General features: G+C 64.8%; 15 protein-coding genes and 1 tRNA gene. 12 read left to right on the top strand and 4 right to left on the bottom strand.

Going from position 1 to position 14,092, the window contains the following annotated elements; all coding sequences use genetic code 11:
- Window positions 1-42: 42 nt before the first annotated feature.
- The 4 genes from Q9Q79_RS16135 (at window position 43) to Q9Q79_RS16120 (ending at window position 4,008) form a co-directional block, all read left to right on the top strand.
- Window positions 43-1,878 carry an autotransporter domain-containing esterase gene (locus tag Q9Q79_RS16135; RefSeq protein WP_012481110.1) on the top strand — a complete coding sequence of 612 codons (1,836 nt, stop codon included), beginning with the start codon at window positions 43-45 and terminating at the stop codon, window positions 1,876-1,878.
- Window positions 1,879-1,993: 115 nt separating this feature from the next.
- Window positions 1,994-2,067, top strand: a tRNA-Gly gene (locus Q9Q79_RS16130).
- A gap of 307 nt (window positions 2,068-2,374) precedes the next feature.
- Window positions 2,375-2,779, top strand: a complete 405-nt coding sequence (locus Q9Q79_RS16125) for a DUF805 domain-containing protein (protein WP_043034313.1) — start codon at window positions 2,375-2,377, stop codon at window positions 2,777-2,779.
- 74 nt (window positions 2,780-2,853) lie between these two features.
- Complete coding sequence (locus Q9Q79_RS16120) at window positions 2,854-4,008, top strand: hypothetical protein (protein ID WP_065183906.1); 1,155 nt, start codon at window positions 2,854-2,856, stop codon at window positions 4,006-4,008.
- On the opposite strand, the gene Q9Q79_RS16115 is transcribed toward Q9Q79_RS16120, so the two are convergent.
- Window positions 4,009-4,446, bottom strand: coding sequence for a thioesterase family protein (locus Q9Q79_RS16115; RefSeq protein ID WP_005414313.1), 438 nt, complete (start codon window positions 4,444-4,446; stop codon window positions 4,009-4,011).
- 128 nt (window positions 4,447-4,574) lie between these two features.
- On the opposite strand from Q9Q79_RS16115, the gene rimK reads away from it, so the two are divergent.
- From rimK to Q9Q79_RS16085, 6 genes are all read left to right on the top strand, one after another.
- Window positions 4,575-5,453: a 30S ribosomal protein S6--L-glutamate ligase gene (gene rimK, locus Q9Q79_RS16110; RefSeq protein WP_005410807.1), complete on the top strand. Its 879-nt coding sequence runs from the start codon at window positions 4,575-4,577 to the stop codon at window positions 5,451-5,453.
- Window positions 5,454-5,699: 246 nt separating this feature from the next.
- Complete coding sequence (locus tag Q9Q79_RS16105; protein WP_180873982.1) at window positions 5,700-6,176, top strand: hypothetical protein; 477 nt, start codon at window positions 5,700-5,702, stop codon at window positions 6,174-6,176.
- A gap of 89 nt (window positions 6,177-6,265) precedes the next feature.
- Window positions 6,266-6,736 carry a hypothetical protein gene (locus tag Q9Q79_RS16100; RefSeq protein ID WP_005410805.1) on the top strand — a complete coding sequence of 157 codons (471 nt, stop codon included), beginning with the start codon at window positions 6,266-6,268 and terminating at the stop codon, window positions 6,734-6,736.
- A gap of 8 nt (window positions 6,737-6,744) precedes the next feature.
- Window positions 6,745-7,422 carry a response regulator transcription factor gene (locus tag Q9Q79_RS16095; protein ID WP_005410804.1) on the top strand — a complete coding sequence of 226 codons (678 nt, stop codon included), beginning with the start codon at window positions 6,745-6,747 and terminating at the stop codon, window positions 7,420-7,422.
- Between the two features lie 4 nt (window positions 7,423-7,426).
- Window positions 7,427-8,755, top strand: coding sequence for a HAMP domain-containing sensor histidine kinase (locus Q9Q79_RS16090; protein WP_005410803.1), 1,329 nt, complete (start codon window positions 7,427-7,429; stop codon window positions 8,753-8,755).
- Between the two features lie 482 nt (window positions 8,756-9,237).
- Window positions 9,238-9,624 carry a hypothetical protein gene (locus Q9Q79_RS16085; RefSeq protein ID WP_005410802.1) on the top strand — a complete coding sequence of 129 codons (387 nt, stop codon included), beginning with the start codon at window positions 9,238-9,240 and terminating at the stop codon, window positions 9,622-9,624.
- Between the two features lie 192 nt (window positions 9,625-9,816).
- Here the strand turns inward: Q9Q79_RS16085 and coaE are convergent, their stop codons facing one another.
- Genes coaE through Q9Q79_RS16070 form a run of 3 tightly spaced genes read right to left on the bottom strand, consistent with a single transcriptional unit; the run spans window position 9,817 to window position 12,570 of the window.
- Window positions 9,817-10,428: a dephospho-CoA kinase gene (gene coaE / locus Q9Q79_RS16080; RefSeq protein ID WP_049452340.1), complete on the bottom strand. Its 612-nt coding sequence runs from the start codon at window positions 10,426-10,428 to the stop codon at window positions 9,817-9,819.
- An 11-nt stretch (window positions 10,429-10,439) separates the two neighbouring features.
- Complete coding sequence (locus Q9Q79_RS16075; protein WP_005410800.1) at window positions 10,440-11,303, bottom strand: A24 family peptidase; 864 nt, start codon at window positions 11,301-11,303, stop codon at window positions 10,440-10,442.
- 7 nt (window positions 11,304-11,310) lie between these two features.
- The gene (locus Q9Q79_RS16070; RefSeq protein WP_088430641.1) at window positions 11,311-12,570 is read right to left on the bottom strand and encodes a type II secretion system F family protein; all 1,260 of its coding nucleotides are present in this window, start codon (window positions 12,568-12,570) and stop codon (window positions 11,311-11,313) included.
- A 352-nt stretch (window positions 12,571-12,922) separates the two neighbouring features.
- Between Q9Q79_RS16070 and Q9Q79_RS16065 the strand changes: the two genes are divergently transcribed.
- Together Q9Q79_RS16065 and Q9Q79_RS16060 are read left to right on the top strand one after the other, a co-directional pair.
- Window positions 12,923-13,345, top strand: coding sequence for a pilin (locus tag Q9Q79_RS16065; protein WP_099527265.1), 423 nt, complete (start codon window positions 12,923-12,925; stop codon window positions 13,343-13,345).
- A 132-nt stretch (window positions 13,346-13,477) separates the two neighbouring features.
- On the top strand, window positions 13,478-13,891 hold the full coding sequence (locus Q9Q79_RS16060) for a pilin (protein WP_099527264.1): 414 nt from the start codon (window positions 13,478-13,480) through the stop codon (window positions 13,889-13,891).
- Window positions 13,892-14,092 lie beyond the last annotated feature (201 nt).

Genomic DNA, 14,092 nt, shown 5'->3' with positions numbered 1-14,092 from the left:
CGTCCGCCGGGTCCTCAACGATATCCCCACAGGAGTTTTTTCATGCTGCTCAGCAAACGCCCGATCCGCACCCTGATGGCGGCCGCGATCGCGCTGGCCGCGCTTCCGGCCATGGCAGGCGAATCCCCGTATTCCAAGGCCGTGTTCTTCGGCGACAGCCTGACCGATGCCGGCTATTTCCGCCCGCTGCTGCCGGCCGATGTGCGTCCGGTGACCGGCCAGTTCACCACCAACCCGGGCTGGGTGTGGTCGCAGCAGGTCGCCAACTACTATGGCCTCAATGGCGCCGCCAATGGCAACGGCCAGAACGGTGACAATTACGCGGTCGGTGGTGCCCGCGTTGGCGTGGACGTGCCGAGCGCAATGGGGACTATCCCCTCGCTGAAGTCGCAGGCGGCCCGTTATCTGGCCGCCAACGGCGGCAAGGCTGACGGCAATGTCCTGTACACGGTGTGGGGCGGCGCCAATGACCTGTTCGCCGCCGCAGCTGCGCCGGCGCAGGCACAGGCCATCATCGGCGCCGCCGTCACCGACCAGATCGCTCTGGTGGGTGCGCTGAAGCAGGCCGGTGCGCAGTACGTGCTGGTGCCGAACCTGCCGAACGTCGGCCTGACTCCGGCCTTCCGCGGCCCGAACGCGGCCACCGCCACCGCGCTGTCAGCCGGCTACAACAAGGCTCTTTATGGTGGCCTGAAGCAGGCCGGCATCGAGTTCATCCCGCTCGATACCTTCACCGTGCTGGGCGAAGTCGCCGCCAATCCGGCCATGTACGGCTTCACCAACGTCACCAGCACCGCCTGCAAGATCGATCCGGCCAATTCGACCCAGAGCATCCTGACCTGCAATCCGACCAGCTACGTCAGCCCGGATGCGGCCAACACCTATCTGTTCGCCGATGGCGTGCATCCGACCACGGCGGGCCACCAGCTGCTGGGCCAATACGCGGTCTCGGTGCTGGAAGCCCCGCGCCTGCAGCAGGTGCTGAGCCACTCGGCACAGACCATCGGTCGTTCGCGTGCCGATCAGGTCAGCATGCACCTGGGCGGTCGTCCGGCCGACGGCCTGTCCTGGTGGGGCGGCGTCCGCGGTGACCTGCAGCGCTACGACCACGCGGATCTGTACGACGGCCTGGCGCCGGCCGGCCTGTTCGGCATCGACTGGGCGCGCGACGGCATGGTGGTCGGCGGCTTCGCCGGCTTCGGCCGCCTCAACGCCGACTTCGGCAACAGCCGTGGCGATTTCACCCAGAAGGACACCACCGCCGGTCTGTTCGCCGGCTGGTACGGCGATCGCATCTGGGTGAACGGCCAGGTCAGCTACACCTGGCTGTCGTATGACGTGAACCGCAAGGTCCAGCTCGGCCCGGCCACCCGCGAACACGGTGGTTCGCCGGACGGCAGCAACCTGACCGCCGCCTTGAACGCCGGTTACGAGTTCGGCACCGAAGGCGGCTTCCGCCACGGCCCGATCGCTTCGGTGATCTGGCAGAAGGTGAAGATCGATGGTTACACCGAAAGCGCTGCGGCAGGCACCCTGGCCACCGCGCTGGGCTACGACCGCCAGAACGTTGATTCGACCGTTGGTCGCATCGGTTGGCAGGCCCGCTTCGATGGCGGCACCCTCAAGCCGTACGCGCAGCTGACCTACGACCATGAGTTCGAAGACACCAAGCAGGGCAGCGCGTGGCTGCAGACCCTGCCGGAACTGGGCAGCTACCGTGTGCCGGGCCTGAAGTTCGACAAGGACTACGCGACCGTCGTGCTGGGCGCCCGCACCGAACTGTTCGGGCTGCAGAGCAACTTCGGCCTGAGCGCTTCGGCCGGGCAGAAGCGTGCCCAGGACGCAACGCTGTTCGCCAACTTCAGCGGCACCTTCTAAGCAGAAACCAGGCGGGGTCGGCCCTCTCGGCAACGAGAGGGCTTTGACCCCCGGCCTGATGCGATGGGCACCATTGCGCAACACGGGGCCCAGCGCATAGACTTCCCACCGCAACGCGGGCGTAGCTCAATGGTAGAGCTGTAGCTTCCCAAGCTACTGACGTGGGTTCGATTCCCATCGCCCGCTCCATGTCTCCAGCGGTCTGCATCAGGCAGACGCTCCGCGATATCCGCACCCCGCTTTTCCGCGCATGGATCCCGGTCGAGATGCCCGGTGAATGCCAGGGCTGGACGTCGCTTCGCAAACATCCCTTGGCCGGATCGGTCGTGTCCGAATGCATCCTTGCGCAGAGCCTGCAGGACAGGAACTGCCCTGCTGCAGCTGCTGCTGTGGCCTCCCGGGCCCGGTCGAGCTGCGGGGTTCAGTTGATGCTTGGCTTCGCAATGCTAGAAGATCGTCAGCTGTTGACGCCCAACATCCATTGCCCGGAGCGTGAATGATCGCTGCACTTGTGCCCATCAGGCGATGCTTTGATTTTTCCGGACGATCCGACCGGCGGGAGTTCTGGTCGTATTCGCTGCTGGCCGGGTTCGTGATGGCGGTGAGCTACAGCGTGATGGATCGCGGTTACTGGCTGGTCGGGTACCTGTCATTGGATTGGGAAACGTCCGAGAGCCTGTGGAAGGTGGGATGGGTCATGACCGTCTGCGCTGTCTTCGTCTTCCTGCCTCCGATGCTGGCCCTGACCGTGAGGAGATTGCACGATATCGACGAGTCAGGCTGGTACACCGTGATCGCGTTCATTCCCTTGGGGGTGTTCGTCCTCTTTCCGGTCATGCTGCTTCCCGGGAGCGAGGAAGAGAATCGATTTGGCGCAGTTCCAGGAGCGCAGGATGCTTGAACCGGCATCGGCCGCAATCGATCGGATCGGCATTGAAGACGTCGACGGTTCGCTGGGGCGCCTCTCTCATCCGCATGTCCCTTGATCGAACCGCCCTGCGGCGCTACACCCAGTGGTTGCCGTTCCTGGCCCTGGTCGCCGTCTGTGTGGCCTGGTGGTCGCCTCTGGGAGTGATTGTCGGCCTTGCCGTGTGCCTTGCGTTGGGGGGCGCGCTGCAGCGAATCGATCTGGTCGGCAATGCCGTGGGCGGCTCACGACTGCGCTCGCGATCGATGAAGCCCTTTGCCGAACGGCCGCCCGCACATGATGTGCTGTTGGATTGGGGCGAGCTGGGCATGGGCGGACCGGCGTACAGCACGCAGATGCTGCGCGATGGCGCCATCGTCGAAAGCGTATCCACTGGAGGCAGTCGTGATGCCAGTGGTGAATGGCAGGACCTGCCGGGAGGCGCGCTGCGCCTGGCCAGCGGGTATGTTGATCGATGCGAAGCAGTGATCGTCTACGACGAGCGCCAAAAGACGGTGCAGGTGCTTGCGGCTGATCCCGGCCAGTTCCGGCAGCAGCTGGGCGAGCGCCTGCAGACCGATGGGGAGGCGGGGGCGGCGGCGTGGCTGCGCAGCCAGTCCGGCGGCGTGACCCAGCTGCATTCCTGCCGAGGCCTATGGTTGGAGCACGGACATCCGGCGCTGGCCGCCGGATGGCCGCGGGAGCTGAGGCACGTCCTGCCTGATGCCCGGGTGCTGCGCGCGGTCCCGCTGCTTCCCGATGATCTGCGCGTGACTGCGCATCCGGCCCTGTTCGCGTGCATCTGCCCGTATGCCCTTTACCTTGACGAGACCTCCAGTGGTCGCCATGCCTGTGATCTGGAGACCGTGATCGCAAGCCCGTCGGGACGCTGCCTGGTGGTGGCCGGCAGTGTGCTTGATGAGAACCTGCGACCCATCGAGGGCGTGTGGCTTGTCTGCTGGCAGGGTCGTTGGCAAGCCTTTGCCCGTCATGCGATAGGGGGCTTCGGCAAGGCCCGGAGCATGGCCTGGATCAATGTGATCGATGCTGACGATGACGGCACACTGCAGTGCGAAGCCTATGAGGAACGCTGGGAGTTCGATGCCGTCCATCGATACCCCACGCGCCACACAGCCTTGGAGCTGCCTGTGGAATGGCGGGAAACCGGGTTGGCGCTGCGCGCCCGGGATGGGCGCTTCAGGCTGCGCCTTCCCTCGCGCTGATCAGGCCTCGGCGGCGCGCGCGCTCGTTTCCCGCAGCGACTGTGCATATTCCTCGGTGAACAGCCCCGACAACGCCTGGCGCTGCTCCGCATCGATCTCGCGCGAGGCGTTGGCCGTGTAGTCGAAATGAACCATCACGCAGCGGCCGCTGGCTACCAGGGCCTCGAACTGGAACGCCTGCTGCACGATCGACAGCGAGGAGCGGCCAATGCTCTCGATCCGGGTCTCGATGCGCACTTCGTGTCCCGCCTGTATCTGCTGCAGGAAGTCGATCTCGTAGCGGCGCAGGATCAGTGCCAGGTCGCGCATGCTGGCCTCGCGGCTGAAATGCCGGAAGATCTCCTGGCGGCCTTCCTCGAACCAGACGGGCAGGGCGGTGTTGGTGACGTGGCCGAGTACATCCACTTCGGAGAAGCGCGGGAATACGGTGATCGACATCGGGTTTCCTTGCGGTCTGGCCTGCCCCGCAGTGTGCCGCCTGCGCCTGAGCAAGCCACGCCGCAGGGCATCATCCGCCCGCCACACGCCCGCGCTATGCTGCGCGCCTGCCGCCCGATCCTGCCGCGATGAAGCTCGCCATCCTGTCCCGCAACAGTTCCCTGTATTCCACCCGCCGGCTGGTCGAGGCGGCGCGCGCGCGCGGCCACACCGTGCGCATCCTCGATCCGCTGCGCTGCTACATGCGCATTGCCGCCGATGGCTTTTCGATGCATTACAAGGGCCGGCCGATGACCGGCGTGGACATGGTCATCCCGCGCATCGGTGCCTCGATCACCCGCTATGGCACGGCCGTGCTGCGCCAGTTCGAACTGATGGGTGCACGCACCCCGAATCCGTCCGACGCGATCCTGCGCTCGCGCGACAAGCTGCGCGCACACCAGCTGCTGGCGGCCAAGGGCATCGACATGCCGGTTACTGTGTTCGGCGACAACCCCGACGACACCGTCGACCTGTTGTCCATGCTGGGCCCACCGCCGCATGTGGTGAAGCTCAACGAGGGTACCCAGGGGCGCGGCGTGATCCTTACCGAGAAGGCCAGCGCCTCGCGCGGCATTGTCGAAGCCCTGCGCGGGTTGTACGCCAATTTCCTGATGCAGGAATTCATCGGCGAGGCCAAGGGCGCAGACCTGCGCTGCTTCGTGGTCGGTGACCAGGTGGTTGCCTCGATGCAGCGGCAGGCGCCGGAAGGTGACTTCCGCTCCAACCTGCATGCCGGGGGTACGGCGGTGGCGGCCAAGGCCAGCCGTGCCGAGCAGCAGGTGGCGGTGCGGTCGGCCAAGGCGCTGGGACTGTCGGTGTGCGGGGTGGACCTGATCCGCTCCGCGCGCGGCCCGCTGGTGCTGGAGGTCAATTCAACGCCGGGGCTGGAAGGGATCGAGGCCGCCTGCGGGGTGGACGTGGCCACGCGCATCATCGAGCACGTCGAGAAGCTTAAAAAACCCTGAGTATTCAGCGGCTTGAGATTCTCACGGGCGGATGATGCCGGCTTTAACAAGCCTTTAATCGGCCCACGCGTAGGCTTCAGCGAACCGCAGCTCTGCCTCTCAGCAGGATCGGTATCGGGATACAACTTCAGACCCAGGCGGGGGCACCGCCTGGGTCTTTTTTATGCCTGCCCGCTGTCCCTTGTGGAGGTGGCGTGACGGCCGTAGAGTGGCCCCCATCGTTCCTGGATGGATCGGAGGCTGGCGATGTACCGCATCACGATGATCGCGTTGTTGCTGGGCCTGGCCGGATCTGCTGCGGCCAAGCCGGAGAAATCCGTTGTGCAGATGGACCGGCAGTCGCCGGTGGCCGAGCAGGTGCGCCAGGTCGAAAAAGCCCTGGATGATGGCGATTACAGCGAGATTTCCGCTGATGACCGCAGCGCCGTGCGCGAAGCGCTGGCCCGGATCACCGCGCGGATGGGCGGCCACCAGAGCGTGCAGGAACTGCCGCCGCAGGTGCAGGGGGAGGTCTTCAACGACCAGGAGCGGATCAATACCCTGCTCACCCGCGCCCACGAGGACAGCCGGCAGATCTGCCAGCACACGCGCAGCACCGGCAGCAACATGCCCAAAAGCCGCTGCCTGACGGTGGCCGAGCGCCGCCGGATCGAGGAAAAGGGCAAGGCGCTGTTGAACGACCAGCGCACCTTCAACAACTTCAACCCTGCCAGCTCGCGGTAGGGCTTCCGCTGCCCCGACCATTGGCACTTGCTGGCGTGAAGGGGGTGCGAATAGAGTCGGGATTCGCCACAGACAAGGATTTGTTTGCCATGAAACAGGCTTTGATGTCGGCCGTCCTGTTGTCAGGACTCGCCCTGGTCAGTACCGCATCGGCATCCAGGGGCAAGGACGTGTTCGTGCCCGGCCAGCCGCTGCAGCAGCAGATCGCGCGTATCGAGGTGGAGCTCAAGGACGGCGAAACCTATTCGGAACTCAAGCAGGACGAGCGCACCCGCGTCAACGACGCCCTGGCACGCATGCGGGCAGCGGTGGAGCAGTACCCGGCACGTGATTCCATGCCTGAACCGGTGCAAACCCAGGTCTTCAACGATCAGCAGGTCGTGAACACGGTTTTGACACAGGCGCGTGAAGATAGTCGTCTAATATGCCAACGTGAAAAGCCCATCGGTTCCAACCGGACCACGACGCAGTGCATGACCGTTGCCGAGCGCGCTCGGCAGAAGGAACGGGCACAGCAGGACATGAGGCAGGTCATGCGCGCCGGCAGTACAGTCAATTAGAGGTGACAGTGAGAATCCTGGTAATCGAAGACAACAGCGACATTGCGGCCAACCTGGGCGACTATCTGGAGGACCGGGGGCATACGGTGGACTTCGCGGCTGACGGGGTCACCGGCCTGCATCTGGCCGTGGTGCACGAGTTCGACGCGATCGTGCTGGATCTCAACCTGCCAGGCATGGACGGCATCGAAGTCTGCCGCAAACTGCGCAATGAAGCGCGCAAGCAGACCCCGGTGCTGATGCTGACGGCCCGCGATTCGCTGGACAACAAGCTGGCCGGCTTCGATTCCGGTGCCGATGACTACCTGATCAAGCCGTTCGCGCTGCAGGAAGTGGAAGTGCGTCTGAACGCCCTGTCGCGCCGCGGCAAGGGCGTGCAGACCCGCGTGCTGGAAACCGGCGACCTGGAATACAACCTGGATACGCTGGAAGTGCGCCGCCAGGGCAAGCTGCTGCAGCTCAACCCGACCGCGCTGAAGATCCTGCAGGCGCTGATGGAAGCGGCACCGGCGGTGGTGACCCGCCAGGAGCTGGAAACCCGCGTGTGGGGCGAGGAACTGCCCGATTCGGATTCGCTGCGCGTGCATATCCATGGCCTGCGTGCGGTGGTCGACAAGCCGTTTGAAGTGCCGCTGATCCAGACCCGCCATGGCATCGGATACCGCATCGCCACCCCGGAAGCCTGATTCCGTGGCAGCCAAGGGGGAGCGCCGGCGCACGCCATACCGGCGGCGCCTGCGCAGCCGCATCATCGTCTCGTTCGTGTTGTTGGGCTTCTGCCTGACGACACTGTTCGCGTTCGCCACCAACTGGGCCCGCATGCGGGTGGAAAACCAGTTGGTGGAAGACGTGATCAACCACAACATCGAAGAGTATGCGCGGCGCTTCTACGAGCATCCGGGGCGCAATCCGGCAGTGCCCGTGCAGCAGATCCGGGCGTACGCCTACTCGGCTGACAAGTTCGACAAGGCCCGCGAGTCGTGGCCGCAGTGGGCCGACCTGCAGAACGGCAATTACAACCTCAGTGGCACCGACGAGCAGGGGCAGCCGTATGCCTACAAGCTTGCGGTACGCAAGGCCGACGACGCCTGGTTCTTCCTCGCCTATGACATGACCGACAGCGTGCGCGGCGGCAAGCAGCTCAACCGCGCGCTGGTGTTGTCGGTGCTGGTGTTCAGCGTGCTGTCGCTGGTGCTGGGCTGGTGGTCGGCGTCGAAGGTGATGAAGCCGGTGTCGGACCTGGCCGCGCGGCTGCGTGCGTACCGTGGCGGTACCAGTGAGCCCGAGCCCTTGGCGCCGCGCTTTCCCGATGACGAGGTGGGGCAGCTGGCACAGGCGCTGGACGACTATTCCTCGCGGCTGACCGAAGTGGTGCAGCGCGATCGCGAGTTCAATGCAGACGTCAGCCATGAACTGCGCACGCCGCTGGCAGTGATCCGCGGTGCCACCGAGCTGCTGCTGACCCGGCCCGGCCTGGACGAGAAGGTGCTGCAGCGCCTGCAGCGTATCCAGCGTGCCGAGCAGCAGTGCAGCGACCTGATCGGCGCACTGCTGCTGCTGTCGCGCAACGAGCGCGGGCAGGGCACCAGCAACGTGGCCCGCGTGGCCGAGCAGCTGCTGGATGCGCACCGCGCGCAGCTGGGTGGCAAGCCGCTGGAGCTGCTGCTGGAAGGCGAGCGCAACCTGGTGATCGATGCACCCGAGGCGGCGCTGTCGGTGGCGTTGGGCAACCTGATCGGCAACGCGGTGAAGTACTCGCAGGATGGCGAAGTACGCGTCTTCGTGGGCGCCAATTCGGTGTCGGTGACCGACAGCGGCCCGGGCCTGAGCGAGGAAGATGCGGCCAAGCTGTTCCAGCGTGGCTACCGCGGCACGCACGCTGGTCATTCGCAGGGCGGCGGCATCGGCCTGTCGATCGTCAGCCGTCTGTGCGACCTGTACGGCTGGCAGGTGAGCGTGCGTCCCGGTGGCGAGCGTGGCGTGATCGCCACCCTGACGTTCTCGCCGAAGCCGTTGTAAGCAGCCCTGCTTTGGTGGGTGCCGACCTTGGTCGGCACGGACCCTGCCGACCTTGCATCACGCCCTGTGTCGCTTGTGACACTGAATCCCCCGCACGCGGACATCGCATCACAGGCCCGACACGACACCACCGTGATCGCTGCCGCGCCCGGCGCGTGTTCCAACGCACGCATTGGCAAGCCCGCGCCGCACTTGGGAATTTCCTTACAGATCGCCGTGCGCGGTGATGGCCTGATGACCTGGCCGGGGTAGGTGCCTTGGCCGGGATTGGCGTCCTGAAATCAACTGTCAGATGGAAAACTTCCGATGCCTCGCGCGGCATCGCGGACAATGCACTGTGCTCGCTTCATGGCGGGCGGTGCGTGGGGATTCCCAGGAATCCGCCGGAGTTTCCATCCATCTGGGAGTTGTCCGGTACGCCAACCCGCACCGTCCGCCACCTTGCATCTGCAGGTGGCCTGCCGTCTGCGAGGAGCTTCATCATGTCCACCCGCCCGCTGTTCCCCCAGTTGCACGCCCTGATCGGCGATGCCGCCCACCTGCTGCCTGCCGACGTCGCCGAGCGGGTCGAAGTTCTGCTGGATGACCCCAGGGACCTGCTGCCCGCCCTGCTGGCGCGCATGGATGGCCGCGACGCCGCCGACGGCCAGCGGCTGGATGTGCAGGGGGCCAGCCCGGCGCAGGCCGCCACGATGGCTGGTCTCAGCCGCACGCTTGCCGGCCTGAATACCCTGATCCAGCTGCTGCACGCTGCCGAAATCGCGCGGGAGCAGGGTGGCGCCCGCCAGCAGCTCAATCCCGATGTGGTCGACGGCCTGCTGTTGGGCGCCCGCGAACTGGCCCGCTACGCCCGCCAGCAGCTGGAGTAGATCCACGTCACGCATGGATGCGCTTTGGTAGTGCCGGCCGCTGGCCGGCAATCGAATCGGCCAGTAGATCCACGTCACGCATGGATGCGCTTCGGTAGTGCCGGCCGCTGGCCGGCAATCGAATCGGCCAGTAGATCCACGCCACGCGTGGATGCGCTTTGGTAGTGCCGGCCGCTGGCCGGCAACCAGGCCTCAAGCCCCGGCCAAGCCCAGATACCGCGCATGCAGCTGTTCCACCTGCACCTGCAGGTCCTCCGGCTGCCCATCATTGACCACCACGTCATCGGCCAGCGCCAAGCGCTGCGCACGGCTGGCCTGCGCAGCAATCATCCGGTCGGCCAGCGCAGCATCAATGCCGTCGCGCTGCATCAGCCGGGCATGCTGCACGGCTTCCGGTGCATCCACCAGCAATACCCGGTCCAACCAAGGGTAGGCCTTCCGCCCGCCCACCTCGGTCAGCAGCGGAATGGCGGCAATCGCATAAGGGCTTTCAGCCTGCTCGCACTGCTGTTGCATCAGCAGGCGGATGGCCGGGTGGGTGATGGCTTCCAGCGCCGTCCGCTCGGCCGGATCGGCAAAGACGTGGGCGCGCAGGCGGGCCCGGTCCAGGTTGCCGTCGGCCAGCAGCATGTCGGCGCCGAAACGCTCGGCAATGCGGGCCAGCGCCGGGCTGTCGGCAGCCACCACGGCCCGGGCGGCCAGGTCGGCGTCGGCCACCACGATGCCCAGCGCTTCGAAGCGCCGGGTCACTTCACTCTTGCCCGAGGCGATGCCACCGGTCAGGCCAACCACATAGCGGCTCATGGGGACTCCCCTCAGCGCAGCCCGCTCATCACCATGTACTGCTCCACCAGCGGCGCACCCCACATGAAGTACAACCAACCGGCAATGGCCAGGTAAGGGCCGAACGGAATCGGCGTGGCGCGGTCACGGCCCCGGCTGTACAGCCAGATCGAGCCGATGATGGCGCCCAGCACCGACGACAGCAGGATGATCGGCAGGATGCCCTTCAGCCCGCACCAGGCGCCCAGCGCTGCCAGCAGCTTGAAATCGCCGTGGCCCATGCCCTCCTTGCCGGTCAGCTGCTTGAACAGCCACCAGACCGTCCACAGCGACAGATAGCCCACCGCCGCGCCCACCAGGGCGGGCTTGGCCGGCATGTACAGGTTGTCGATGCTGCCTATCAGCCCCAGCCACATCAGCGGCAGGGTGAGCTGGTCGGGCAGCAGCTGGGTGCGCAGATCGATGCCGGACAGCGCGATCAGGAAGCAGGTCAGCACGATGGCGCCGAAACCCTGCCAGCCGAAGCCGAACTGCCAGACGCAGGCCACCACCAGCAGTGAGGTCAGCGCCTCCACCAGCGGGTACTGCAGCGAGATCGGTGCCTTGCAGTGGCGGCACTTGCCGCCCTGGATGATCCAGCTGAACAGCGGGATGTTCTCGTACCAGCTCAGCTTGTGCTTGCAGTGCGGGCAGTGCGACGGCTCGACCACGATCCCCGGTGGGGGTGGTTCATAGAAGTCCGGTTCCTCCAGGACTTCGCGCGCATCGCGCTTCCACTGCCATTCCAGCCGCTTGGGCAGGCGCAGGATGACGACGTTCAGGAAACTGCCCAGCAGCAGTCCGAAGGCGGCCGCGGCGGGGTAGCCGAGGCCAGGATGCTGGTCGAGAAAAGCCATGTATGTGTTATCCGACGACGGAAGCGAGCTTGAAGATCGGCAGGTACATGCCGATGACCATGCCGCCGACGATGGTACCAATGATCACCATGATGATCGGTTCCAGCAGGCTGCTCAGGGCGTCAACGGCATTGTTGACCTCCTGCTCATAGTACTCGGCCACCTTGAACAGCATCGCATCCAGAGCACCAGCCTCTTCGCCGATACCGGTCATCTGGATCACCATATGCGGGAACAGGTTGCGCTGCTTCATCGCTACGTTCACCGGATAGCCCACCGAAACATCGTCGCGCATGCGCAGGATCGCCTCTTCGTACACGGTATTGCCGGTAGCGCCGGCCACGATGCCCAGCGCCTCCACCAACGGCACGCCGGCCTTGAAGGTCACCGCAGTGGTGCGCGAGAAACGGGCGATGGCACTGTTGTGCATGAGCTGGCCGATGACCGGCACTTTCAGGATCAGCCGGTCCATGCTGTGCTGCAGATTGGGTGAGCGTTTGTAGGTCGCGATGAATCCCATAATTGAGCCGATGATGACGAACAGGACCAGCCACCACCACGACACCATGAACCGGGACATGTTGACGATCATCTGGGTGAAGGCGGGCAGCTCGGCGCCGAAACCCTTGAAGACGTCTTCGAACTGCGGAACCACCCACACCAGCAGGATGCCGCTGACGACCAGTGCGACGGCCAGCACCATGGCCGGATAGAACATCGCCTTGCGGATCTTGCCCTTCAGGGCTTCGATGTTCTCTTTGTAGGTAGCGACGGTATCAAGCACCGTCTCCAGTACACCGGCGCCTTCCCCGGCCTTGACCAGATTACGATACAGCTCGTCGAACTGGACCGGGTGCTTGCTGACGGCTTCATAGAGCGACGAGCCGCCCTCGATATCGGTCCGAAGCGAATCAACCATCTTCTTCATGCGCGGGTTCTTGTGCCCGCTGCCGATGATCTCCAGCGCCGATACGATCGGAACACCGGATTTCATCATCGTCGCCATCTGGCGGCTGAAGAACGCAATATCCTTCGGCGATATCTTGCTGCCTGCCGCGCCGAACAGCGGCTTGGCCTTGGGCTTGACCACGCCAGGATTGATGCCCTGGCGACGAAGCTCGGCCCTCAGCAGGTTCGCGTTCTTCGCAGTCTGCTCGCCTTTCATCTTGACGCCCCGCTTGTCAGTCCCCTCCCAGACAAACGGCTGCAGTTCCGCGGTGCTGCGCGCCACGGGTTCCTTCTTAATCGCACTGCCACTGACAGACATATAGGCTCCCCAAGACCCGCCATCCCCAGGCGGGCGTCTAGCCGCTGATGGTAGCGGGTTCATGGCCTCGTGGGCAGTTGGCGGGCGCTCCAGCATTCTATTTTGTGCCGGGAGCCGGCCAAAGGTGACGCACTGCGTCACATTGCCGCGTCCATCGCAGATTCGGAAGCGGGGGGTTCCCATCCGCGAAATTACTGCCATCATGGGCGCGGGGAAATCCAGGGGGAGGCGTGCCGGGGTTGGCACGCAACCTGCGTTGATCCACCCGCAGGGCATGGGGCCCGCTCAACCGGCACCGTCCGGTCCGATCCCGTGCACTGAACTCAACCACCACTATCTTGGGGATGTACTAATGAAGAACCAGAAGGGCTTCACCCTTATCGAACTGATGATCGTCGTCGCGATCATCGCCATCCTGGCCGCCATCGCGCTGCCGATGTACCAGGACTACGTGGCCAAGTCGCAGGCTACCGCTGGCCTCGCCGAAATCACCCCGGGCAAGACCCAGGCCGAAGTCCTGCTGAATGAAGGCAAGGACTACGCCGACGCCGCTAGTATCGGTCTGACCGCCACCACCGAGCGCTGCGGTATTGCTGGTAAGGGCGTCAGCACCACTGGTATTGCGAACATCGAATGCACACTGAAGGGCAATTCCAAGGTTGCCACCAAGAAGGTGACTCTGGAGCGTGACGGCGCTGGTGCTTGGAAGTGCACCACCACGCTGGATGCGAAGTACCGTCCGGCCGGTTGCGGCGATGCTCCGGCGGCCCCGTAAGCGGCTTTAACCGGTTTTGCACGTATGAGCAAGGGCCCCGCGGTGCGGGGCTCTTGTTTATGGGGCGTCGGAGCATTGGATCGGCGCGTCCGAAGTTGAAATTTTGACAATCTGTTTGGGGACAGACTCGTCATGAAGCGTCCAACCGAAATGGGTTTCACCATCATCGAACTGATGATCGTTATCGCGATCATCGCAATTCTCTCTGCCATCGCTGTGCCTCTTTACCAGGTCTACATGGCCAAGGCGCAAGTAGGCGCAGCTTTGGCGGATATTCGTCCTGGTAAAACCACGATGGAATACGTGGCCCAAGATGCGAAAGATGCCAGCGTTGTAACGGCAACTTATATCGGTCTGGTCCCGACCGAGCGTTGCCCGACTATGGAAGCGAAGCTCGACAGCGCCGGTGTCGGCAGCATCACCTGCACGCTGCATGGCGGAACTGGGGTGGACGGCAAGGACCTGATCCTGCGCCGCTCGGCCGAGGGCATCTGGAGCTGCGATGGCAGCGCGTTCGAAGCGCGCTATCGCCCGACCGGCTGCTGATCACACTTCAGCGCTCCGGTGGGATGCTGGCTGCCCCTTGACGGGGCTATCATCCCCGGGGGAGTCAGGATCGTGCCTGCCGGGCCGGGAGTGCCGGGCAAGGCAGTGTTGCTCATGGATTGGCGATGCCGGTGGCCATTGGGTCGCGGCGGGTTCTGCTGCCCCGTGCGGTGTCCGTGCAAGAAGCACGGCATGGCATGA

The organism is Stenotrophomonas sp. a6 (genome assembly GCF_030913325.1).
In the GTDB taxonomy this organism is placed as follows: domain Bacteria; phylum Pseudomonadota; class Gammaproteobacteria; order Xanthomonadales; family Xanthomonadaceae; genus Stenotrophomonas; species Stenotrophomonas maltophilia.
Note: the sequence above shows the minus strand (reverse complement) of the source record. Positions and strands in the feature narration are given on the sequence as shown.